Below are 23,274 nucleotides of genomic sequence, written 5' to 3'. Positions count from 1 at the left end.
AATGCACATCCTCTGACCAATGCACAATAGATAGTATGGAAGAGATTTTTATCTATATTCTTTTTAGCAAAGTGAATCCACAGAGCAAGAAAAAAATAGAAGGATAATAAGGTGAAAAGGTTGATATTCTTTATTGGTATTATTTCATCCAGTAGCTATGCACAAAATATGACTTTGGCCGAAGCTGCTCTGGAGCGAACCTATCATAAGGTACGCTACGATCCTGCTTATGTGTCTATCCCCTACCCAAATGGAGATGTGCCGGCTGATACCGGTGTTTGTACCGACGTAGTGATTCGATCATATAGGAAACTGGGGATCGATTTGCAAAAAGAAGTTCACGAGGATATATCGGGTCATTTTCAAGCCTACCCGTCTAAACGCATATGGGGACTTTCCAGGCCAGATAAAAATATTGATCACCGGCGAGTACCCAATCTACAGGCTTTTTTTTCTCGCAAAGGGCAGTCGCTCTCAATAAGTGACAAGGCAGTGGATTATCTGCCAGGGGACATCGTTACCTGGATGCTGCCTGGTAATTTACCGCATATCGGAATTGTGACTGCGAAACGCTCACAAAAAACCAACCGGTACTTGATCGCACACAATATCGGGGCTGGACCCGTGCTGGAAGATATGCTGTTTTCCTTTAAAATTACCGGGCATTACCGATACAACGCAGGTCAGGCAACCAAAAAGTTTGAGTAGCGAAAAACTACGCTATTGCCAAGCGATTACAGCCTTTCTTTGACCGGGATATGGAGAAACATTTCCGCTGTCGGGCTAGTAACCTGATATCTGGGTGGGTACAGCTCAAAGTCTGGCCTCTCGATATAGTCGTAATTGGACTTTGGCAACCAGCTTCCCCAAATATACTTCAATGTCTGTTCCAGGGTGGTAATAGATCCGCGGTGAACAAATTTTGCATATAGCTGCTCCGGTAGTTCCCGCGCCACCATACCCTCGGGTACCTGGGTCAGGTCGGCAACCGGCGCACAGCAGACATACTTAAACTGAATTTCATCACCCGCTTCCTCATAACACTCATAGATACCAAAAGATTCATCGCTGATACGATTGGGGATTTTATCCCTGTAGGGCCGAAATGCAGACCAGAGCTTTGGTAAGCTGAGATTTTCATGGTCGTATTCCTGCGCTACCCCCACCAATTGCATCGCAGGCCGCGAAATAATTTGTGGCTCCATGGATAGCTCATTTTGCAAGAAGTGCAGCATATGAGGGCTAAATTGATCTTTATATAGCAACCGGAAAGGGTCCTGCTGCTTTCGATACTGCGCCGGGGTTACATTAAATAAAGCTTTAAACGCGCGAGTAAAGGCTTCTTGGGAATCAAATTGGCACTCCATGGCAAGCTCAAGAATACCAATATCTTCACTCAACAACCTCTTTGCGGCGACGGTCAATCGGCGCTTACGCAAATACTCTTTCGGTGAGTCCCCCACTAATGCCTTAAAAATACGGCTGAAGTGGTAGGTGGAGTAATGAGAGGCAGCAGCAATTTCGTGAACAGAAATTTTGTCGTATAGATGCTGCTCTACGAAGTTGATACTTTTAAAAAATCGCTGCATATGAGGCTCCCTTCCTACCTGTTTACATTGGGACGGTGAGATTTTTGAGCAACACCTTCCCACATTAGCCTGCCTTTAAATCAAATTCGTTCACTAGTGATAAAAAAGCGTAAATGGGCAAATGCCTTATCCCTCAAAGGAATAATCGCCTGGTAGGCTGGATCATTAAAGAATGCATAGATCGCCTCCCGATCCGGAAAAGATACCACAACAAATGCCTTTGGTGACCGACCTCCGTCCAGGGCCTCTTCCACATCATAAGAGGCAATAGGCACCCCCCCATACTGTTGCATTAATTGCGGTGCCAAACCTATATACTGCTGAAGAGCCTGCGATTCCTGTAGGTTTGGTGAAGACTCTATATGTAAAAATACTGGTAACAAAGTAATAACCTCTTAAGCATAAATGATTTTTAGTTGCTTAACTAAGAGCTTCTAATGACTAACGTTGAGACGCCACTCGCCTATGCCAAAAAACCAGAAGTGGAACTATCGCAAGCTCAATAATCGTAGGCGGTAAGACCTGATCATCCACCAATCCAAATTCCAGAATATTGCTTAAGCGGCCCAGACCGCCAATGAAGAGGGATAAAGCCACGAAGTACAACAATGCTTTATGTTTTTCGATATTGCTCAGGAAATACAGCAGAACCAACCCCTGGGCAAAGAAAACACCAAAGGCAAATCGATATTGATTATCCCAAAATCCTCTTAAGGGGCTATCCGGGCCAAAAATCATAGCACCACCACTCAGGGCAGCACTGCCATTCAGCCCTCCAAATGCACTGATACCACCGGGTACAAAACAGATCACCGCCAACGCTACCACTAACAATTGGAAAATTTTTCTTTCTATAGAACTCGCCTGATTCATAGTGTCGCCTTAGTTTGCCGTATTTGGAGTGATGACCTAATCATATTGGCCAGTAAGGCCCTATTTTTGATATTTCTTGCGGTCTTGGTATCCCACTAAGACCGCAAGAAATGTCAAAAGACGAGGCGCTTAACCGCTTATCTTTCCCTCCAACAGCCGGGTATATCCATATCCGGGCACCAGTTCCCAATATCCACAGAGACAGAAAGATGATTAAGAGTGTATTGATTACCGGAGCGAATGCAGGCTTAGGCAGGGAGTGCGCCAAGCAACTGGCGGAGTACCAGCAGATTAACAAGATCTATCTCGGCTGCCGCAATCTGCACAAAGCCAAAGAAACCCAGACCGAGCTGGTGTCGGAAACAGGCAGGAATATCTTCGAAGTATTGCTGATCGATGTCGCGGATCAACAATCTGTGAAAGAGGCTGTTAACAACCTGGACTCCCCGATTGATGCTCTGGTTATGAATGCTGGCGGTACCGGGGGGAAAGAGTTTTACAACAAGACCCCTGAGGGAGTCACACAAATTTTCGCCGTCAACCTGCTCGGGCATGCACTACTGACTAACGAGTTGCTGAAAGCCAATAAATTAACGCAGGCTGCTATCTACGCCGGTTCCGAGGCCGCTCGCGGTGTAAAAGAGATGGGTATGAAGCGACCAGAGCTGAAAAGCGCCTCTGTGGAAGAATTTATGCAGATCTGTGAAGGAAAGCTCTATGCCAGTACCAAAGACGCTACGGTACCCTATGGTCCGATAAAGTATATGGGCGCCCTATGGATGTCTTCCATGGCGCGAGAATTCCCCCATATCCGCTTCGTAACCATGAGTCCAGGGGCTACTGTAGGCACAGAGGGCTTCAATACACTGTCGTTATTCAAGCAATATATGATGAAGGGCATGATGCGGATTATGCTGCTACTTGGCAAAGTCCACAAAGTAGAAATAGGCGCCAAGCGCTATATCGATGCCCTGCTGGATACAACATCCTTCCGCACAGGTGTTTTTTACGGCAGTGAACGCGGATTGACTGGACCTCTTGGTGAACAGCGGAAGCTTTTCCCGGACCTGGACAATCCTACCTATCAGGACAATGCCAAAACGGCGATCAATCGCTTTATCTAATGAAGGGTCGCATCAGGGAAGGGCCCTGTACACTCTTCCCTGCCCCCAAGTTAACGCCACCGAAACCACCTGCTTACCTATACTTGACTGTTAAATACTCACAGCTAAGAACAGCCAATGTTTCGGGTAATCTTTTCCCTGCTGCTGTTAATTCCCCTTGCCCTGACTGCTGCTGAAGATGTGGCTAAAGCAACTCCCCTGCGGCTGCTGGATCCAGCAACTGTGGATAAGTTCGTCAATGAACTGCCAATACCCGTAGAAATCCGCCCTCAGGGCTCAGCCCCGATTAAACTACCCGCCCGCCCCACTGAAGTTTGGATGGGGCTACGGGATAAGGATGGCAAACGCATAATGACTAAGGCCTGGGGTTTTGAATATGCAGGTCGCATCCACTCTCCTGGCCCGACTATTCGCGCCCGAGAAGGCCAACCGGTATTTGTACACTGGGCGAATGAGCTACCGGGTCCGCATCTATTTCCTGTGGATCGATCCATTCACCTCGCCGACGTAAAAGATCCAAAAGCTGTACCTATGGTTATCCACCTTCACGGCGGGCATACAGAATGGAAAAGTGACGGCAACCCCCTCGCTTGGTACACCCGCAATTATCGTGAGACGGGACCATTATTTGAGAAAAGGATTTACGAATACGACAACTCCCAGGATGCCGCCACTATCTGGTATCACGACCACACACTGGGCATGACGCGCCTTAATGTTTACGCAGGTCTATTCGGTTTTTACCTGGTAGGCGATGACAATGAAGACCGTCTGATACAGGAAAAGCTGCTCCCCGCAGAAGAGCGCACTTTTGTAGCCGCTATTACAGACAGCTTGTTTAGCTCCGATGGGCAGCTGTATTTTCCTGGCAGGAGGGACCAGCCTCCATCACCGGTTTCCCATGAGATGGTTAAGGCCAATTGGCCCAATCCGTCCCATCTCGACGAATTTTTTGGCAATTTTATTCTGGTAAACGGTATGACCTGGCCCAAAGTCAGTGTCACTCCACACGTCTATCGATTGCGATTACTCAACGCATCCGATACCCGCACACTGATACTCAGGATCGACGAAAATATACCCTTTGTACAAGTCGGCGGTGACGGCGGATTTCTCGATTACCCTGTAAAATTGAACGAGTTGATATTGGCACCCGCAGAGCGAGCAGATGTTTTAGTAGATTTCAGTGGTTATGAAGAGCGTGAACTGACATTGCGGAACTTTGGACCGGATGTCCCTTTTAAAGGCTTTGTAGAGGCCAATGACCCAAAGAATTCGATTCCACTTGTCTACAACCCGGGGGGTAAACGCGTATTAAGCGATGGACGCGGCGGCATCACACCTGCTACCAATCCAAATACTACAGGCCAGATCCTGCAATTCCATATTGCTCAGAAATCTACAGACGCCACTTCTAATAAACAGAAATCAAAGATCAAAAGTACCATTGGAGATTTAAAACTCACCCTAAATACTCCCTTGCGCACCCCTCTTAATAGGCTTAACCATGCCAGTCGCACACGACAACTTGCCACCTACCGGTTGGACGATCCCTACGGCCGCAATCTACTCATGTTAGGTCCAGTAAAGGAGGGCTCCCTATTTTTTGAAGACCCCACTACAGAAATAATCCAGCACAACGCTGTTGAGATCTGGGAGATATACAACCCTACAGTATCGGCTCATCCAATCCATATTCATCTGGTGGAATTCCAGATACTGGATCGCCAGCCTTTTAAAGGCAAACTTATCCCCAAGCCGCAGAAATTCATGCATACCAATAAGACATTCCAGGGGGCACGATTGGAAATAGAATCTCTACAGGGGAAACCCCTTCCACCACAAGCAGAAGAAAGCGGCCCCAAAGATACGGTCATCGCCCTTCCCGGCCAAGTAACACGGGTAATAGCCCGCTTCGACCGCGAGGGACTCTATGTATGGCACTGCCATCTGCTCTCCCATGAGGACTACGATATGATGAGGCCGTTTAAGGTATTGGCGCCAAAACCAATAAACAACCAGTAATCCATTAACTTTTAAGCTCTAATCTAATATGAAAAGTAAACACCTAGAAACTAATCGATAAACCGAACAACAAATAAGACAGCAAGAATAAGAATAGAAGCAAACAACATCATCAATGTTTACAATCACCCAAGAAAATCAAAAAAAACTCGGAATTGAGCTTTACAAAATAAGTAATTACGATGAAAACACTAATAATATTATTATTTTTTACACTGGCATCAGGGGCAATTGCCACTGAAATACCGGAATTAACAAAGGAAAACTTGAAGAAAAAAGCTGTCCTTATCAATGAGCTACAAAACAAAATGCTGATGAAGGGATCGACAATCGAAGATATCGACAAACTATTTTCTCACTACACCGACGACTTTATCTATATCCATGAAGTTTATGGCGGCACCTATACCAGAGAGCACCTATACAACAACTCTGTAAAATATTTAAAGGATGGAGAATATCAAATGACTGGCGCTAGATATAAAATTATATCAATCATCGCTGGTTACAAAGCAGTCTCACTTGAGCGGCAACAAACCTATCAAGGCGTTACCTCTAACCACTTAACAGTATTTGAATTTGAGGGCGATCAGATTTCTAGGATTATTGAATACTGGAAATAGGAATCTAATGAAATGTTAGATTTTAGAGCTCTATACATGTCTCTCAATCTATCACTCTTTATTTTGAAATCTACCACTCTGCATATCGTTAATTTCTGGCAATAAAAATCAACAAACAAGAGGGGATATTATTTCTCTAAGCGGAAAGCTGAGCAGCCCCTTAAAGGTTTATATTTATGGAATTAACTGAGAAAGGCGTAAGTATCTTGTATCAGTAAAAGGCAATAGAGAAGGGGTGAGGCAGAAAGTTTTAGAACAGGCAACCCTGTTTATTTTAGCATCGACAAAAATGATTCTAAAATTCTCTAAAAGGTCCTCTCCAGAAAAACACTCTCTGGAGAGAACCCACTACTCACTCAGCAGGGCGCCAAAGCCTTAGCCACACGGGAGTTAGTCTCCCGCCCCAGCTGTTCAGAAATAAAGTTCCCTGCCTCTGCCAGCAACTGTAAATCCACGCCGGTTTCAATACCCATGCCATTGAGCATATAAAGCACATCCTCACTGGCAACATTACCGGAAGCGCCGCGGGCATAGGGGCAGCCACCCAGGCCGGCTACGGCGGAATCCACTACTGCGACCCCCATTTGTAAGGCTGCGTAGATATTGGCCAGTGCCTGGCCGTAGGTATCATGGAAATGTACCGCAAGTTTTTCCACAGGTACACGGGCCATCACCTGCTCCAGCATACGCTTGGCGGCTTCCGGGGTGCCGACACCGATGGTGTCGCCCAGGGAAATTTCGTAGCAACCCATTTCCAGTAGAGCGGCACTAACTTCTGCCACTTTAGCCGGATCAATATCGCCTTCATAGGGACAACCAAGTACGCAGGATACGTATCCGCGCACGGGTATACCGTCTTGCTTGGCTTTTTCCACCAGTGGACGGAAGCGCTCCAGGCTCTCAGCAATACTGCAATTAATGTTTTTCTGGGTGAAGGCTTCTGAGGCCGCACCGAAAACGGCGACCTCATCCGCTTTGGCTTCCACGGCGCGCTCATAGCCTTTTAAGTTTGGCGTGAGCGCGCTGTAGATAACACCCTCATTGCGCTGGATACCCGCCAGCACTTCCTCACTTGCGGCCATCTGCGGTACCCACTTGGGGCTGACAAAACTGCCGGCTTCAATAACCGACAGTCCACTGGCACTGAGCTTGTCCACCAGCGCGATACGGGTCTCCACAGAGATAGGCTGCTTTTCATTTTGCAGCCCATCGCGGGGCCCCACTTCGACGATTTTGACTTGCTTGGGCAATGTCATTATTGCTCCTCCCCGGCAAAATCCACCAGCAGACTACCGCCATCCACTAATTCACCTTCGGCACAGAAGAACTGCTGCACGGTGCCGGCGGCTGGAGCCCGCAGGGTGTGTTCCATTTTCATGGCTTCCATGACCAGTAGCGGCTGGTCTTTTTCCACCGTCGAACCGGGCTCAACCAGCAGCGAAATTATGGTGCCATTCATGGGGGCATCAAGGCCGTGGGCCTGGTCATTGCTCTCGCCGATATCCGGTGGCAGCAACTTAAATTCCACCTGGGTGCCATCGATAAATACAGCACCGCCATCGCGGGTATCCACGGCGGAGAAACTCCTGCGGCGGCCATCCACCAACATCAAGTCACGTCCCGGCAGCAGGCGAATCTCACCGCTGTTTTGTTCCTCAGGCAAGGCATCGCAAGTCCAGCGCAGGCTATCGCCCTCCGCAACAAAGCGAATTTGAGCGTGCTGACCACGGTAGTCCACCGTCTGGGTGCGACTGCCAGCTAGAGCATTGCGCCAGTTATCACCATTGTGCCAAGGAGAGAAAGGATCCCGCTGAGGTGCGCTATTGCGCAGATCGCGCTCTTCACGCTGCTGCAAATAACCGGCAATAGCAGCACATTTCAGCGGCGTCAGTGTCTGCTCCTGATGCAGTACTTCCGCCTCGTAGTCCTCGATAAAGTGCGTCGAAATACAACCGCTGGCAAATGCCTGGTGATTGATCACTCGGCGCAGGAATTCGATATTGTGGCGCACACCGGCTATCTGGTAATCACGCAGTGCGCGATCCAATTTGGCCAGGGCTTCTTTGCGGGTGCGGCCGTGGCAGATCAATTTGGCGATCATCGGGTCGTAATGCACGCTGATTTCATCGCCGGTCTGCACACCGGTATCCACCCGCACACCCTCGCCTTCCGCCGGGGGCTGGTGGCGCACCAACACGCCTGTTGCCGGCAGGAAATCATTGTCCGGGTCTTCGGCGTAGATGCGCACTTCCATGGCGTGGCCGTTGATCTGCAGCTCATCCTGGCTCATGGGCAGGGTATCGCCAGCGGCAACTGACAACTGCCAGGCCACCAGGTCCTGGTCGGTGATCATTTCCGTCACCGGGTGCTCTACCTGTAGGCGGGTATTCATTTCCATAAAGTAGAAGGCACCGCTAGCATCCAGCAGGAATTCCACCGTGCCGGCACCCACGTAACCAATCGCGTGGGCCGCGCGCAGGGCCGCTTCACCCATGCGCGCGCGCAACTCAGGAGTCATGCCCGGTGCGGGGGCCTCTTCCACTACTTTTTGGTGGCGGCGCTGCACCGAGCAATCCCGTTCAAACAGGTAGACACCGTTGCCCTGCTGATCGCAGAACACCTGGATTTCTACATGGCGAGGACTCACCACATAGCGCTCCAGCAGCATGATGTCGTCGCCAAAGGCATTCATGGCCTCTCGCTTGGCAGCAGCTAACGCTTCGTGGAATTCATCGGCACTGTCGACACGGCGCATGCCCTTACCACCACCGCCGGCAGCAGCTTTCAGCAATACCGGGTAACCGATGCGATTGGCGTGACCTTCCAGCAGCTCTTCATTTTGGTTGGTGCCGTGGTAACCGGGCACCAAGGGCACATTGGCCTCTTCCATAATACGTTTGGCGGCGGACTTGGAGCCCATCGCCTCAATCGCGCCGGTGGGCGGGCCGACAAAAATAATGCCGGCGCTATCGCAGGCGCGGCAAAACTCGGCATTTTCCGACAGGAAGCCGTAACCCGGATGGATGGCATCGGCACCAGTCTGCTTGGCAGCACCCAATACCTTGTCGATATCCAGATACGAATCCCTGGCCGGGGCCGGGCCCAGGTGTACCGCTTCGTCCGCCATCTGCACATGCAGGGCGTCAGCATCCGCATCGGAATAGACAGCAACGGTGGCCACCCCCAGGCGGCGGGCGGTTTTGATAATACGGCAGGCAATTTCGCCGCGATTAGCTATTAACAGTTTGCGAATCATAAAATTATCCTTCGCCGCCATTCATCCATTTGGGTGCGCGCTTCTCTAAAAACGCACTTAGCCCTTCCTGCCCTTCCGGCGATACACGCACGGCAGCGATCAACGCGCTGGTCTGGCCCTGCAATTCATCGTTGATAACCCGGTTGGACATGGACATGGCCAGTTGCTTGGCCATGGCGACCGCCTTGGGGCCATTATCGGCAATGGCATTCACTAATTTCTGCACATGCAGGTCCAGCTCGCCCTCGGCGCAGACTTCAGATATCAAGCCCATCTGTTCTGCGCGCTCGGCGGAGAAGCGCTCCGCAGTGACAAAGTAACGGCGCGCGCAGCGAGTGCCGATCGCATTGATGACATAGGGGCTGATGGTAGCGGGCAGTAACCCGATTTTGACTTCCGACAAACAGAAGCTGGCGCGCTCAGAGGCCACGGCCATATCACAGCAGCTCACCAGACCCACGGCCCCGCCAAAAGCGGCGCCCTGTACTCGCGCAATGGTGGGCGCAGGGAAAGTGTCGAGCTTGTACAGCATGGCAGCAAGCGCGGCCGCGTCGCGGCGGTTTTCCTCTTCTGAATAAGTCGCCATGCGCTTCATCCAGTTGAGGTCAGCTCCGGCAGAAAAGCTCTTGCCATTGGAAGCCAGTACCAACACACGAACAGCAGGATTTTGCGCCAGAGTGTCAAAGGTGGTGGCCAGCTCGTGAATCAGTTCATCGTCAAAAGCGTTGTGGATTTCCGGCCGATTCAGGGTGACCGTGGCCACGCCCTCGCTATCCACTTCGCACAGCAATTTATCGCTCATTGTAATTCCTCGATTGGGGCGTTTCTCTCTAGCGGCACCGGGGTAGCCCGCGGCACCGCAACCACAGTTCCTTACATACGGAACACGCCGAACTTGGTCTCTTCCGGCTCTTTGTGGCTGGCCGCCGCCAGGCACAGGCCTAGCACGCGGCGGGTATCCGCCGGGTCGATAACGCCGTCATCCCACAAACGTGCAGAAGCGTAGTAGGGGTGCCCCTGATGTTCGTAGTTATCCACAATCGGCTGCTTAAACTGCTGCTCTTCCTCTTCGCTCCAGGATTCACCTCGCGCCGCCATCTGGTCGCGCTTCACCTGGGCCAATACGCCAGCGGCTTGTTCTCCCCCCATAACCGAGATGCGCGCATTGGGCCACATAAACAGGAAGTTGGGATCGTAGGCGCGGCCACACATACCGTAGTTACCGGCGCCGAAAGAGCCGCCGATAAGAATAGTGATTTTGGGTACCTTTGCAGTAGCTACAGCAGTTACCATCTTGGCACCGTGTTTGGCGATGCCGCCCGCCTCGTACTGTTTGCCCACCATGAAACCAGTGATATTTTGCAGGAAAACCAGCGGGATCTTGCGCTGCGCGCACAGCTCAATAAAGTGCGCGCCTTTTTGCGCACTTTCCGCAAACAGGATGCCATTGTTGGCAACAATTCCCACCGGATAGCCCTGGATACGGGCAAAACCGGTTACCAGAGTGGTGCCGTACAACGCTTTAAATTCATCGAACTCGGAGCCGTCCACAACTCGCGCGATAATCTCGCGCACGTCAAACGGCTGGCGCGAATCTTTAGGCACCACACCGTAAATATCTTCCGGTGGATAAATCGGCTCCACCGGCTTTTGGATATCCAGGCCGGGATTTTTGATACGATTCAGGCGCGCTACAGAGCGACGCGCCAACTGCAACGCATGTACGTCGTTATTGGCGTAGTGATCGGAAACCCCGGAAGTGCGACAGTGCACCTCGGCACCACCGAGTTCCTCCGCGGAAACCTCTTCACCGGTGGCCGCTTTCACCAGGGGCGGGCCCGCCAGGAAGATGGTGGCCTGCTCTTTCACCATAATGGATTCGTCTGCCATGGCCGGCACATAGGCTCCACCGGCGGTGCAGCTCCCCATAACCACCGCGATCTGCGGAATATTCTGTGCAGACAGGTTGGCCTGGTTAAAGAAGATGCGACCGAAGTGCTCACGGTCTGGGAAAACATCGTCCTGGCGCGGAAGATTGGCACCACCGGAATCCACCAGGTAAATACACGGCAGATTGTTCTGCTCGGCAATGGTCTGCGCGCGCAGATGTTTCTTTACCGTGAGCGGGTAATAGGTACCGCCTTTTACCGTGGCATCGTTGGCGACGATGACACAAGGCTGGCCAGAGACGGTGCCGATGCCAGTAATAATGCCCGCGGCCGGGACATCTTCACCATAAACCTCGTAAGCGGCCAGCTGGGAAAATTCCATAAAAGGGCTACCCGGATCGAGCAGCGCATCAATACGGTCCCGTGGCAATAATTTTCCTCGCGCCAGGTGTTTTTCCCTTGCGCGTTCGCCGCCGCCCTGGGCGATGGCTTCCACTTTCTCACGCAGGTCTGCCACCAGCGCCTGCATCTGCTCGCGGTTTTCGCCAAAGGCGGCATCGCGCGTATTTATTTTGCTCTGCAACTGATTCATAAAGTCCGATTCACTTTCCCGGAGAAAAGACCTCCACGGAGCGCGGCTTATCGCCGCAATGTCCGTGGAGACAGCTGCCGCCGACAGGCGCCGGCAGCGAGAAGAAATGCCCAGCCTTAGCGGGTCTCGTTAAACAGCTCGCGACCAATCAGCATACGACGCACTTCAGAAGTGCCCGCGCCGATTTCGTAGAGCTTGGCATCGCGCAGCAGGCGACCGGTGGCGTACTCGTTGATGTAGCCATTGCCGCCCAGAGTCTGGATAGCCTGCAGGGCCATCTGGGTTGCGCGCTCTGCAGTAAACAGGATTACTGCAGCGGCGTCCTTGCGCGAGTCCTCACCGCGATCACAGGCACGGGCCACGGCGTAGAGGTAAGCACGGCAGGCATTCAGGTCGGCATACATATCGGCGATCTTGCCCTGCATCAGCTGGAATTCACCAATAGCCTTGCCGAACTGCTTGCGCTCGTGGATATAGGGAACCACCACATCCAGGCAGGCCTGCATAATACCGACAGGGCCACCGGAGAGAATGGTGCGCTCATAGTCGAGGCCGCTCATCAAAACGCGTACGCCGCCGTTCAACTCACCGAGAATATTTTCTTCCGGCACTTCACAGTCTTCGAACACCAGCTCACAGGTGTTGGAACCGCGCATACCCAGCTTGTCGAGTTTCTGCGCCTGTGAGAAACCGGCAAAACCGCGCTCAACGATAAATGCAGTGATACCACCGGAACTGATGCCCGGCTCAGTGCGCGCGTAAATCACATAGGTATCGGCATCGGGGCCGTTGGTGATCCACATTTTATTGCCGTTCAAAACAAAGTGATCACCGCGCTTTTCCGCGCGCAGTTGCAAGCTCACTACGTCGGAACCGGAATTCGGTTCACTCATGGCCAAGGCGCCTACATGCTCACCGGAACACAGCTTGGGCAGGTACTTGAGCTTCTGCTCGCGGGTACCATTTTTGCGAATCTGGTTTACACACAGATTCGAGTGGGCACCGTAGGACAAGCCCACAGAAGCGGAGGCGCGGGAAATTTCTTCCATGGCCACAGCGTGTGCCAGGTAACCCATATTGGAACCGCCGAACTCCTCTTCCACGGTCATACCCAGCAGACCCAGCTCACCGAATTTTTTCCACATATCGGCGGGGAACAGGTTGTCTTCATCGATCTGCGCCGCGCGCGGGGCCAGCTCCGCCTGGCAGAACTTGTAGACCATGTCGCGGAGCATATCGATGTCTTCACCGAGGCCGAAATTCAGGGTTGGATAGGAGGTATTCATAATGGCTCCAATAATTATTAGAAAAGTCTTTTAAACTGGCGGCACCTGCAACCACTCGATACATCGGGTGACACGCTAAACCTCTGCGGGTCACAGGCTTTCGCAGGCGCCTGTCGAAATTTTTAACCGGTGAACTAGGGGCTTTCCTCGTTGCGGCTCTTTACCAAAGCCGCTTGTGCACGGGCTTCGGCTTCACCGAGTTCCCCCATCAGGCTCTCAATATCCCGCAGCTGCTGCTGCAACTGTGCCCGCTTCTGCGCTATACGCTCCAGCAGGCGCTGTAACTGCTCTACATTGCCATGAGCGGGGTCGTACATATCGATAATCTCGCGGCTCTCATCGAGGGAAAAACCCAGGCGCTTGCCGCGTAAAATCAGCTTTAAGCGCACCCGTTCTTCGGGGCTGTAGACACGGGTCTGACCATGCCGCTCCGGTTTGAGCAGGCCCTTGTCTTCATAGAAACGGATGGCGCGGGTGGTTATCTCAAACTCCCGCGCCAGCTCCGAAATACTGTAACTCTGGGGCTCTACGATGCTGGCTTTGGCTTTCATAAGTACTTCCTCGAGACGCAACAGAGCCTAACAAGAGTTTACGTTGACGTAAACGTAAAGCAAACGCCAAAAATAACTGCGAGGGGCTATTCAGTCATTAACCCATCGCAGTAATCGGAAGGGAGAGATCAGACGCCCAACAGCTGTTGCAACTGATTGTCGAGCAACTTTTGATAGGAGGGTGTAAGGCCTGTGATTTCCAGAGCCCAGCCAGCACCGTGGTGCTCAATACGCCCAGCCAGAGAGCTATCCTCCAGCAACTCAGGATGTAAAAACAAACCACGCGATTGGTTTAGTAGCTGTTCAGCAGAAAAATCTGGCGTGCTTGGCTCACAAGGCGCCACCGCCAGGGCTAACTTCAAACCGGTAGCGCGGCTGACACTCTGCATCTCCCGCAGCAACAGGCCACAGCAGACCGCACGAAACGCCGAATCGGCGCCGGAAAACCCCAAACCAACTTGCGGCCCTGCACAACTCAAAGGATGGGCACCGTAGATCCGACGCAGCAACTGCATACGCCCATCCAATTCCCGCTGAATTCCTTCGAGCGCACTGCGACTCAATTGGTTGGTCAACTGAGCCCAGTTCAATGGCCGCAGGTACAGGCCTATAGAGTCTTGCTTTTGCTCGGGAAGATCCGCAGAGGAAAGAGGCTCTTCCGCTGGCAAACTGCGCTGCGCGGAAAAACCCCCTGTCATCAGTGCCGCCACTGCACTAAATGGCAGGGCAAATACCAGCGTCAGCAATAAACTGGCCCAGGGAAAGCTGACGTCCGCACCAGGAATCAGGGCTACGGTAACATTGCCGGCGATACTGTCATGCAGCACTACTGGCACACTGATGGTCTCGCCACTCTTCAGATCACCAACTTCCGCCAAACTATTGGATTCCACATCCTCAACGGCAACACCGCTGATAGCGGGCAATTCCAGCAGCTGCCTGGCCAACAGCTGCATACTGATACGATCATCGGCAACAATACGCTCCAGGCTCTGCCCGGCGAGAAAACTGGCCGCAACCTGCGCAGAGACCCGGTCTCTCTCCACCGCATCAGCATGGCGCTGCGCATAGTAATGACCGAGAGCCACACTGCAGAACAGCGCCAGTATCAGCCAGATCATCGCAGCCAGCAGACGCTGGCGGGTACGTTTAGATAAACGCGCAAACTGCTCTGGCAACCTGCGCAGAAGGGAAATCATCGATACAGACATAAATACGGCTTTAATACCTTGCCTTGTTTTTATTACCTTGCGTTTTTGGAACTCTCCACGGCCAACGGCCCTGGCGCAATTTTATCCTCACAAAGCGCAAATAATACGCAGTGTAATTTCCTGTGCCGTTGGTCGATCCCGCAACAAAATAGTTCCATACGGGATTTTTTAATTTGTAATAAATAAGCGGGCCCAACCTGCGGCGCTGATTTTAACGAAGATTCCCGCTAGAGCTATAATGCGTCGCTTATTGAATAAATTGGGGACCTTCGCTATGGGCGTCGAGACTAAAGCACAAGAATTTCATCTGCCCCTGGCACAAATTACCCAGTCACACTTCGACTGTTCTGTGCGCTACCTCACCTATAGCGGCGGCCATGCACTGCTGGGGTTGGAATACGACAATACAGCCCCCTTTTCGGACGGCGCCAGTTGCCAATTGAATTTACCCAGTGCGATACCATCAGATGTGCAATCGCCCTGGTGCCTGACCTTCCTAAGCCCAGCAGCCACCCTGTCACAACTGCAGCGCCTGCTGGATTTTTGTGCTGAGCAACACTGGCATATTGATGTCATCGACACCCTAGCCCACCGGCACGAGTGCACGGTCATCCGCTTTCAGTTCAGCGCTGAACTGGAGTTTTCCCCGGCACGTTTTACCTGCCTACAACTGGCCGAAGCAATCGGAGCCGATCTGGTCTTGCAGGAGGGCATCAGTCAGAGGGTACCGGCACTGGCTGGCTTCGATATGGATTCCACTCTGATCGATGCAGAGGTGATCGACGAGCTAGCCAAGATTACCGGAATCGGCGACCAGGTGGCGGCCATCACTGCGGCCGCAATGCGCGGCGAATTGGATTTTCGCGATAGTTTCAAAAAACGTATGGCGTTGCTAAAAGGTTTTTCCGAACAGCGCCTGGCAGAAATCGCCACGCAACTGCCACTAAAAGATGGAGCCCAAAACCTGTTGCACTGCCTACGCAAACTCGGCTGCAAAACTGTCATTTTGTCCGGCGGTTTTACCTACTTCGCCAATTTCCTACAAAGGGAACGCCTGGCTGTTGACCTGATATACGCCAATGAACTCGAGTTTGCCGAGGGCGCGCTCACCGGTGAAGTGATAGAGCCTATCGTGGACGGAATGCGCAAGCGGTTATTGCTGGGAGAAACAGCAAAGGAGATGGGAGTGCCGCTGGAAAAAGTGGTTGCCGTTGGGGATGGGGCAAACGATATACCCATGTTGAACCTGGGTGCCCTGGGTATCGCCATACACCCGAAACCCAAAGTCCGCAGGGAGGCGCCGCAAGCTATCACTCTATTTGGACTAGATGCGGCGCTTTACCTGTTCGGTCTCAACGACCAGCAAATTGCCGAATTGGGACAGCCTTCTTAAAGGTGTCCCAAAAAAGGTTTATATCACCGCGTGTGGGAAGGGGAATGAGCGCGGCTTAGTGTTATCCGAGCAGGCACTGGGTTCATACTCGCAGCCTGCTGCCAAAAGGCTGAGAAAAGCCAATATTAAAATCCGCCTGTACATAGGTACCTCCCTTTGCCTAAATGGATTTTTATTCGAGCAGCAGGGTACGCAATGGGTTCCGTTTTGAACAGCAGTTTAATGATTTTTATGCCAGAAAATTGACGTAAAATTCTTTCTTTTGTACCAGTTTGTTCAGCTTTGCTACACAACCGATTACACAGGCCTTTTTTAGCACTGCGCGCCAGCCAAACCCAATCCGAAATCAGCTTTAGCAGATTCATTGAGTTAATCTTGGCAAGAGGAAAAACGGGCAGATAAAGCTAGGGAAAGCTCGTAGGTGGCCAGTGTTGCGCTGGCAACAACCAGTATGGAGAGTGGCGATTCTGGTGCACAGCACCAAAATCGCACAAGTGTTGAAGGCCGAGCTAGCCTTCTTTTTTACCGTAGATTACCAGGCTGTTCACTTTTACCGTCAGCGGGTGATACCCCACCTTGGCGCGTTCAAAAATACGCGCTGCCACATCCTGTTTGCCGGTTTCAACCATATTGCGGTATAGCGGGCGCAGGAACTTGTTGCGGCCGATGCTGGTAAGGAAGTTTTCCAGGCGATTGAATGCCGGCTCGTAGTCGTTGCGCACGGCAATCATCAGCCAGCTAAAGGCCACTTCGTTATTGCGGGATTGGGTCAGGCCAAAGGCGCTGTCCAGTTCCTTCAATTGCGTTTCAGTCAACTTTTCCGGCATACCGTCGAGGAAATACTTCCACTGGTGGAAGGTCCAGCCCTTGGTGTCGATATCCTTCGCTGCCAATTTGCCGTCCAACCACTGTTGACGCACTGGGTCCAACTTGCTGAAGGCATCGGACTGCGGGTGCGGCGCACCTTCAGGAATACCCGGCTCGAAAATCCACTGGTGAATGCGCTCGCGATCCAACTTATCGGCGTGCTCAACCAACAAGGTCTTGTCGAGGTACTTAACGAAATCCTCGGTGGTAATGCTCTGGAAGGAGAAGTGGTTGAAGTACTCCATCAGGAAGCGGTCGAAAGCTTCGCGGCCCACTTTCTGCTCCAGCTCATACAGGAACAGGGAACCTTTCTCGTAAGGGATATTGGAGAAGACTTCATCGGGATCACGGCCGCGCAGGTCGATCGCCATAATCTCATCGCGGGGCTCTTTATCGGCCAGGTCCGCCTGCAGGTCGTCATAACCCAGAGCCATTTCCATCTGATAGCGCTCATCGCCGTAGACGAACTGCATGATGCGGTTGGTCAGGTAGGTGGTGAAGCCTTCATTCAGCCACAGGTCGCGCCAGCTGGCATTGGTCACCAGGTTGCCGGACCAGGAGTGGGCCAATTCGTGGGCAATCAGGGCTACCAGGCTCTTATCGCCGGCGATCACCGTCGGAGTGATAAAGCTCAGGCGCGGGTTTTCCATACCGCCGAAGGGGAAGCTGGGGGGCAGAATCAGCAGGTCGTAGCGGTCCCAGTGGTAGGGGCCATACGCCTTTTCGGTCACTTCCAGCATGGATTCGGTATCGGCAAACTCCGCCGCTGCAGATTCCAGCATGGAAGGCTCGGCGTAGACACCGGTGCGCTCACCCATGGGCTTGAACTGCAGATCGCCTACTGCCAGGGCAATCAGGTAAGAGGGTATGCGCTGGGGCATTTCAAATTCGTAAACACCATCTTTGGCTGCCTGCGGATCGTTGTTCGCACTCATTACCGCGCGCAGTTCTTTCGGGGTGCGAACGGTAGCGTTGTAGGTGAGACGAACTTTCGGGGAATCCTGCAGCGGGATAAAGCTGCGCGCGTGAATCGCCTGGGCCTGGGTAAACAGGAACGGATGCTTCTTGCCCGCGGTCTGCTGCGGTTCCAGCCACTGAACGCCAGAGGCGCCCGGCGCTGTGCGGTAGCGGATAGTAATGCTGTCGGCATCTTCCGGCAGCTCGATATTCAGCGGAGTGCCCAGGTGGCTGTCTTTCTCACCCATGGAGAACTTCAGCGGCGTGCCATTGGCCGATACAGAAACCACTTCCAGCTCGCGAGTATCGAGCACCATCGGCAGGTTCTTATCGTTGAGGCGTTTGAAGTCCAGCTTGGCTTCGCCCTCGAGTACCTTGCGGGAAAAGTCGACAGTCAGGTCCAGATCCAGGTGCTGCACCTGGTAGTCATTGCTATTGGCGAAGGAGTGATAATCCACACCGGATTGCGGCGCCTTTTCTGCAACGCTTTTCTTCTCGATCACCGCAGCCGCTTTTACCGACGTATCGGCGCTGTCAGCTTCGACCTTGGTCGGTTCATTCTTGGAACAACCTGAGGCTACGGCGAGGCCGCCGACGATCAGGCTGGTGCATAGTAAACGGGGCAACATGGGTCTACTCCCTGGGTTCAGCTTTTCAATTTGCGCCACAGGATACCCGAGAGTAAGCGCTTGCGGAACGACAGCGGGAAAGACCATTGCTGGATACCGGTCACAATGAAGGTGTACAGAGTCTCGCCAGCGGCGATCGTGCTCTCAGGAGCAATAAAAATAGACATATGTCTCAACTTATCGGTTGGCGGACGAATTTGCCGACTAATCCGCACCTACAACACAAAAATCCCCCCATCAATTAACAAAGCCTTCACTTTCCCTATTCAGACTGCGGGCCCTCTAAAACAAGCACATAAGGAGAGCCCCATGTCACTATCCCGGAGGCGGTTTCTACAATTTTCCGGCGCCGGCCTAGCATCGCTGCCACTGCTGAAAGCCTATGGTGCTGGCCTGCAGCCATTCCAGCACGGCGTAGCCAGCGGAGATCCCCTAGCGGATCGCGTTATTCTCTGGACCAGGATCACCCCCTCCGATGATCCCGCCTTCCAGTCCATGGTGCCCTATAGCTGGCAGATCGCACTGGACCCGGAAATGGCCATGGTGGTTAACAGCGGCAGTGGTCTCACCGGCCCAGAAGTGGATTACACCATCAAGGTGGACGCATCAGGACTACAGGCAGGCACTAGTTACTACTACCGTTTCTACTCCAACGGTATCGATTCACCGATCGGCCGCACCCGCACCCTGCCCACCGGTCATGTGGAGCGCCTGCGCTTCGCCGTTACCAGCTGCTCCAATTACCCGATGGGCTACTTCAATGTGTATCGCGAGATCGCCCTGCGCGCAGATCTGGATGTGGTACTGCACCTGGGAGACTACATCTATGAATATGGTCCCGGTGGTTTTGGCACCGGTAGTGGTCTCGGACGCGAGCCAATTCCCGCCAAGGAAATGGTGGATATTCAGGACTATCGCCAGCGCTACGCACAATATCGCTCAGACCCCGATCTACAGGAAGTCCACCGCCAGCACCCGTTTATTTGCGTATGGGACGACCACGAAACCACCAACAATGCCTGGGCCGGTGGTGCGGAGAACCACAACCCCCAAGACGGCGAAGGCGAATGGGCGGTGCGCCGCTCTGTGGCAAACCAGGCCTACTTTGAATGGATGCCAATCCGCGATAACGGCATCCTCGATTTATTTGGTGACAAGGCCATTTACCGCAGCTTCCGCTTTGGCAACCTGATGGATTTGATGATGCTGGATACGCGAATTGCCGCGCGTGACGAGCAGGCCAATTGGTTCGACCAGAAGACCGCCGATAATCCCGATCGCAGCATCCTCGGCGCACAACAGGAGCAATGGTTGCACAGCGGCCTGACGCAATCCCAAGCGGACGGTGTGCGCTGGCGGGTACTGGGGCAGCAAGTGATGATGGCGCAACTGACTCTGGCCAAAGATCTGTCGATCAATATGGACCAATGGGATGGTTACACCGCCTCCCGCGAGCGCCTCTTCGATCACATCAGCAACCACAATATCGACAATTTTGTCGTGCTCACCGGAGATATCCACAGCTCCTGGGCCTGGGACCTGGCCAGCAACCCATTCAATATTCTCGAGTACGGCCGCCTAACCGGCCGCGGTGCCCTGGGCGGCGAGTTTGTCACCCCGGGAGTGACCTCTAGCTTCCTGGACAAGTCCCATTTAACTGATGTAGCCGCCATCGCCATGGATGGACTGATTCCTCATCTGAAGTGGGTTGACGTAACCCAGCGCGGCTATCTGTTGATGGATGTATCCCACTCTCGCACCAAAGCCCACTGGTACCATGTGGATACTGTCACCAGTAAGAGTTACAACACCAACCTCGCGCGAATCTATAAGCAAAAGGCCGGCGCCAACCACATACAAAGAGCCTGGAGTGAGAGTAATGCTCCCGCTGAAGTGCCTGCACCGGCTCCAGGCTATGCCACTCTGGCGCGTAACGCCATTGCCGCCCTGCGCAGCCGCTATCAGGTTTAAGCGGCATAAAAAAACCGCGCGGCCCATCGAGTCGCGCGGTTTTCTCTCGCCAATTAAGAGCCGGATCAATCCAGGCTAAAGTCGAAATTCATCTCATCTGCCGGAGCCTGCACATAGTAACCCTGGATATAGTCAGTGCCGGTTTGCCAAAGAGTGGGCAACATGCTGGCCTGCTCGATATGGGGCACGATCACCTTGGTATTCGCCTCACCCAGGCGCTGTACCAACCCTGCAAGGGTGTCGCTACTCTCGCCCTCGTCCTGCACTTCGCGCACAAATGACGGGTCGATCTTGGCGATATCCACCTTCACATGCTCCAGTGCCTTAAACGGGTTCAGGCCGGTACCGAAGTGACAGACTGAAACACGGCAGCCGATCTGCTGTACTTGGGTAGTGAAGTCCCGCGCAGCGTGTAAATTGCTGGTGATATCCTCCTGGCGCAACTGAAATACCACCGAAGCGGGTATCAACTTGGCGGCCTTGAAGGCCACCCCTAACCAGGCCGGCAGGCTGTTGTCGAGTAGTGAGGCGGTAGTGAGGTGCAGCAACAGCGAAACCTCCTTGCCCTCGGCCCTGGCGGCGGCCGCGGCCTTAATCGCGGTAAGGATCACCCAGCGATCCATCTTTGCCGACAGCCCCGCATCACCCAGCTCCTGCAGAAAAGCCAGCGGCGCCAGTTCCTCTTTTTCATCAAGCATACGCACTAATACCTCGTACATCTGCTCGCCGGTGCCCTGCAGACTCAGGATCGGCTGGTACAGTAGCTTGAGGTTGCCCGCTTCCAGCGCCTGCACCACTCGGGCACGGTGATAGGTACCGGCATCGGCACTGTTTTCGGTATCCGGCTCATAAAGGGCAAAAGCACCGCCCTGAGCGTCTTCGCCGAGGGCCTGTTTATGGGCCGTTTGTGCCTGCTCCAGCACTTGCTGGGAGCCACTGGAAGCCTCGCTCAGTAATGAAATCCCAATCGAGGCGGTCACCTGCTGGGTCTTGCCGGCGGCATCGAAAATGGTGTCAGCAATTCGCTTGAGTATGTCTTTAGCGCGCAGCTCGATACTATCCGGCGTGGTATCGGAGCTCAGCAGGCAGAAACTGTCATCACTGTAACGTGCCAGGGTGTCACCGCTGCGCTGGCAGCCCTGTAATAATTCGGCCATGGCTTTCTGCAGTGCGTCGGCACCAGCCACACCCACAACTTTTTGCACCTCCTCAGCAAAGCGATCCACCTGAATAAACATTAAGCCACCGGTGCGATGTGAATCCGCCGAAGCCTTGATGGTGGAGTCCAGTAGCTGCAAAAAATGCTGGCGGTTATATAGGCCAGTGAGAGGGTCGCGATTTTTAATATCGCTGAGCTGAGCTTCCAGCTGTTCAGTATCGCCGCGACGACTGGCAATGCGCACTTGCAAACAGCGCTCATCCTCGTAAGTCGTACTGAGTACCTCTGCACGGGTGGGCAGTGGATCGCCGCTCACAGTTCTGGCAGTAAACTGCCACTCCTTGGCCTCAACTTCATTGTTGTCGATAGCGCAGCGCTTGAGAAATTCCCGTGCGCCCTCCTGCTCATTTTCCGCCAACATATCGATCAGCGGTTGGTATTCGATATCCTCACCAGTTTCATAGCCGAAACGCTCGGCAAAGGAATCGTTGGCATATACCAGTAGGCCGTCGGAGACATAGGCTATGGCATCTTTGGAGCTGTCGAGTAATTCTTTAGCCCGCTTGAGTGTGGCGTGATAGCGACGGTCGTGTAGCCGCGCCTGGCGGCGGTTTTCGAGAGCCGACATCTCGCGCTGGATCACCAACAATAGGTGTTGATCTTCATCCACCGTCACCACGTCCCTGGCGCCCAGTTTCAGCCCTTCAACCACCGGCTGAGAGCCACTGCGCTCACTCAGCAGAATCACCGGAATATCTTTTTGCAGTTTACTGATAGTGCGTAGAGTTACTGCAGGAGGAACCTGAGTACTACCTTCTGAGGCGATCACTAGGTCCCAGGTTTTATCTTGCAGCAAGCGGGTAAAAACCGCTTCATTAGCGACATGCTGGGCACGATTGGGCCTGCCTGCATTGTGCAACATGCTCACCAGGCGCTGTGCCTCTGAAGGCATATCGTGAATCAGAAGGAGTCGGATAGTGTCGTTGCTATTCATTATTTGCTCTATTTATTCAGGGCAGCGCACCGCAACCCCATGCGGTAGTTTAGGGGGCCCCTGTGGTGGCATACAAGAGCACATCTGGGTGGTACGCGTGATTCAAGTCACACTATTCTTCCTGCCAAAAACACGCCCGAGAGTATCTTTTTGCGAATAAGTAATCACTGAGCAGGCCGGCAGCTGCTTTTCTGGCCCGCGGGCTGTGCGGCGCAATTAATCGGCAGCCACTATATAGATAGGCTCTGCCGTGTATTTAGCACAGATCAATTTGACGCCATTTTT

Annotated in this window: 20 protein-coding genes; 6 read left to right on the top strand and 14 right to left on the bottom strand. The window is 53.0% G+C overall.

Annotated features, from left to right (window positions below):
- Positions 1-111: 111 nt before the first annotated feature.
- Positions 112-708 (top strand): DUF1287 domain-containing protein, encoded by a 597-nt coding sequence (locus ACJJJA_RS02915; RefSeq protein WP_444903701.1) that lies wholly within the window; start codon positions 112-114, stop codon positions 706-708.
- 26 nt (positions 709-734) lie between these two features.
- On the opposite strand, the gene ACJJJA_RS02910 is transcribed toward ACJJJA_RS02915, so the two are convergent.
- The 3 genes from ACJJJA_RS02910 to ACJJJA_RS02900 all read right to left on the bottom strand — a co-directional run bounded on the left by ACJJJA_RS02910 (position 735) and on the right by ACJJJA_RS02900 (position 2,462).
- Positions 735-1,589, bottom strand: coding sequence for an AraC family transcriptional regulator (locus ACJJJA_RS02910; protein ID WP_444903700.1), 855 nt, complete (start codon positions 1,587-1,589; stop codon positions 735-737).
- Between the two features lie 80 nt (positions 1,590-1,669).
- A complete protein-coding gene (locus tag ACJJJA_RS02905; protein ID WP_020411580.1) occupies positions 1,670-1,972 on the bottom strand; it encodes a DUF1330 domain-containing protein in 303 nt (100 codons plus the stop codon).
- 58 nt (positions 1,973-2,030) lie between these two features.
- A complete protein-coding gene (locus ACJJJA_RS02900) occupies positions 2,031-2,462 on the bottom strand; it encodes a DUF4345 domain-containing protein (RefSeq protein ID WP_252084291.1) in 432 nt (143 codons plus the stop codon).
- A 209-nt stretch (positions 2,463-2,671) separates the two neighbouring features.
- On the opposite strand from ACJJJA_RS02900, the gene ACJJJA_RS02895 reads away from it, so the two are divergent.
- The 3 genes from ACJJJA_RS02895 to ACJJJA_RS02885 all read left to right on the top strand — a co-directional run bounded on the left by ACJJJA_RS02895 (position 2,672) and on the right by ACJJJA_RS02885 (position 6,234).
- The gene (locus ACJJJA_RS02895; RefSeq protein WP_444903699.1) at positions 2,672-3,586 is read left to right on the top strand and encodes an SDR family NAD(P)-dependent oxidoreductase; all 915 of its coding nucleotides are present in this window, start codon (positions 2,672-2,674) and stop codon (positions 3,584-3,586) included.
- 117 nt (positions 3,587-3,703) lie between these two features.
- Positions 3,704-5,611, top strand: coding sequence for a multicopper oxidase family protein (locus ACJJJA_RS02890; protein ID WP_444903698.1), 1,908 nt, complete (start codon positions 3,704-3,706; stop codon positions 5,609-5,611).
- 182 nt (positions 5,612-5,793) lie between these two features.
- A complete protein-coding gene (locus tag ACJJJA_RS02885) occupies positions 5,794-6,234 on the top strand; it encodes a nuclear transport factor 2-like protein (RefSeq protein WP_444903697.1) in 441 nt (146 codons plus the stop codon).
- Positions 6,235-6,590: 356 nt separating this feature from the next.
- Here the strand turns inward: ACJJJA_RS02885 and ACJJJA_RS02880 are convergent, their stop codons facing one another.
- The 7 genes from ACJJJA_RS02880 to ACJJJA_RS02850 form a co-directional block, all read right to left on the bottom strand.
- A complete protein-coding gene (locus ACJJJA_RS02880; protein WP_444903696.1) occupies positions 6,591-7,490 on the bottom strand; it encodes a hydroxymethylglutaryl-CoA lyase in 900 nt (299 codons plus the stop codon).
- Positions 7,490-9,490, bottom strand: a complete 2,001-nt coding sequence (locus tag ACJJJA_RS02875; protein WP_444903695.1) for an acetyl/propionyl/methylcrotonyl-CoA carboxylase subunit alpha — start codon at positions 9,488-9,490, stop codon at positions 7,490-7,492. The genes ACJJJA_RS02880 and ACJJJA_RS02875 overlap by 1 nt, the downstream gene beginning before the upstream one ends.
- Before the next feature lie 4 nt (positions 9,491-9,494).
- Entirely contained in the window at positions 9,495-10,292 is a 798-nt protein-coding gene (locus ACJJJA_RS02870) for an enoyl-CoA hydratase/isomerase family protein (RefSeq protein ID WP_444903694.1), read from the bottom strand.
- Positions 10,293-10,363: 71 nt separating this feature from the next.
- On the bottom strand, positions 10,364-11,971 hold the full coding sequence (locus ACJJJA_RS02865; protein ID WP_444903693.1) for a carboxyl transferase domain-containing protein: 1,608 nt from the start codon (positions 11,969-11,971) through the stop codon (positions 10,364-10,366).
- Positions 11,972-12,087: 116 nt separating this feature from the next.
- Positions 12,088-13,257: an isovaleryl-CoA dehydrogenase gene (locus ACJJJA_RS02860; RefSeq protein ID WP_444903692.1), complete on the bottom strand. Its 1,170-nt coding sequence runs from the start codon at positions 13,255-13,257 to the stop codon at positions 12,088-12,090.
- Between the two features lie 134 nt (positions 13,258-13,391).
- Positions 13,392-13,808, bottom strand: a complete 417-nt coding sequence (locus tag ACJJJA_RS02855) for a MerR family transcriptional regulator (RefSeq protein ID WP_444887854.1) — start codon at positions 13,806-13,808, stop codon at positions 13,392-13,394.
- Between the two features lie 128 nt (positions 13,809-13,936).
- Positions 13,937-15,019 carry a hypothetical protein gene (locus ACJJJA_RS02850; protein ID WP_252084281.1) on the bottom strand — a complete coding sequence of 361 codons (1,083 nt, stop codon included), beginning with the start codon at positions 15,017-15,019 and terminating at the stop codon, positions 13,937-13,939.
- 238 nt (positions 15,020-15,257) lie between these two features.
- Between ACJJJA_RS02850 and serB the strand changes: the two genes are divergently transcribed.
- Positions 15,258-16,412, top strand: a complete 1,155-nt coding sequence (gene serB / locus ACJJJA_RS02845) for a phosphoserine phosphatase SerB (RefSeq protein WP_444903691.1) — start codon at positions 15,258-15,260, stop codon at positions 16,410-16,412.
- 125 nt (positions 16,413-16,537) lie between these two features.
- On the opposite strand, the gene ACJJJA_RS02840 is transcribed toward serB, so the two are convergent.
- From ACJJJA_RS02840 to ACJJJA_RS02830, 3 genes are all read right to left on the bottom strand, one after another.
- The gene (locus ACJJJA_RS02840) at positions 16,538-16,777 is read right to left on the bottom strand and encodes a hypothetical protein (protein WP_444903690.1); all 240 of its coding nucleotides are present in this window, start codon (positions 16,775-16,777) and stop codon (positions 16,538-16,540) included.
- Positions 16,778-16,921: 144 nt separating this feature from the next.
- Positions 16,922-18,865 carry a M1 family metallopeptidase gene (locus tag ACJJJA_RS02835; RefSeq protein ID WP_444903689.1) on the bottom strand — a complete coding sequence of 648 codons (1,944 nt, stop codon included), beginning with the start codon at positions 18,863-18,865 and terminating at the stop codon, positions 16,922-16,924.
- A gap of 17 nt (positions 18,866-18,882) precedes the next feature.
- Positions 18,883-19,032, bottom strand: coding sequence for a hypothetical protein (locus tag ACJJJA_RS02830; RefSeq protein ID WP_444887850.1), 150 nt, complete (start codon positions 19,030-19,032; stop codon positions 18,883-18,885).
- Between the two features lie 142 nt (positions 19,033-19,174).
- Here ACJJJA_RS02830 and ACJJJA_RS02825 point away from each other — a divergent pair, with 142 nt between their 5' ends.
- Positions 19,175-20,836: an alkaline phosphatase D family protein gene (locus ACJJJA_RS02825; protein ID WP_444903688.1), complete on the top strand. Its 1,662-nt coding sequence runs from the start codon at positions 19,175-19,177 to the stop codon at positions 20,834-20,836.
- 65 nt (positions 20,837-20,901) lie between these two features.
- Here the strand turns inward: ACJJJA_RS02825 and ACJJJA_RS02820 are convergent, their stop codons facing one another.
- Entirely contained in the window at positions 20,902-22,989 is a 2,088-nt protein-coding gene (locus ACJJJA_RS02820; protein WP_444883568.1) for an EAL domain-containing protein, read from the bottom strand.
- Positions 22,990-23,274 lie beyond the last annotated feature (285 nt).

This window comes from Microbulbifer mixtoriginis (SeqCode) (assembly GCF_052466865.1).
The sequence above is the reverse complement of the archived record's forward strand: the minus strand, read 5'-3'. Positions and strand labels throughout refer to the sequence as shown.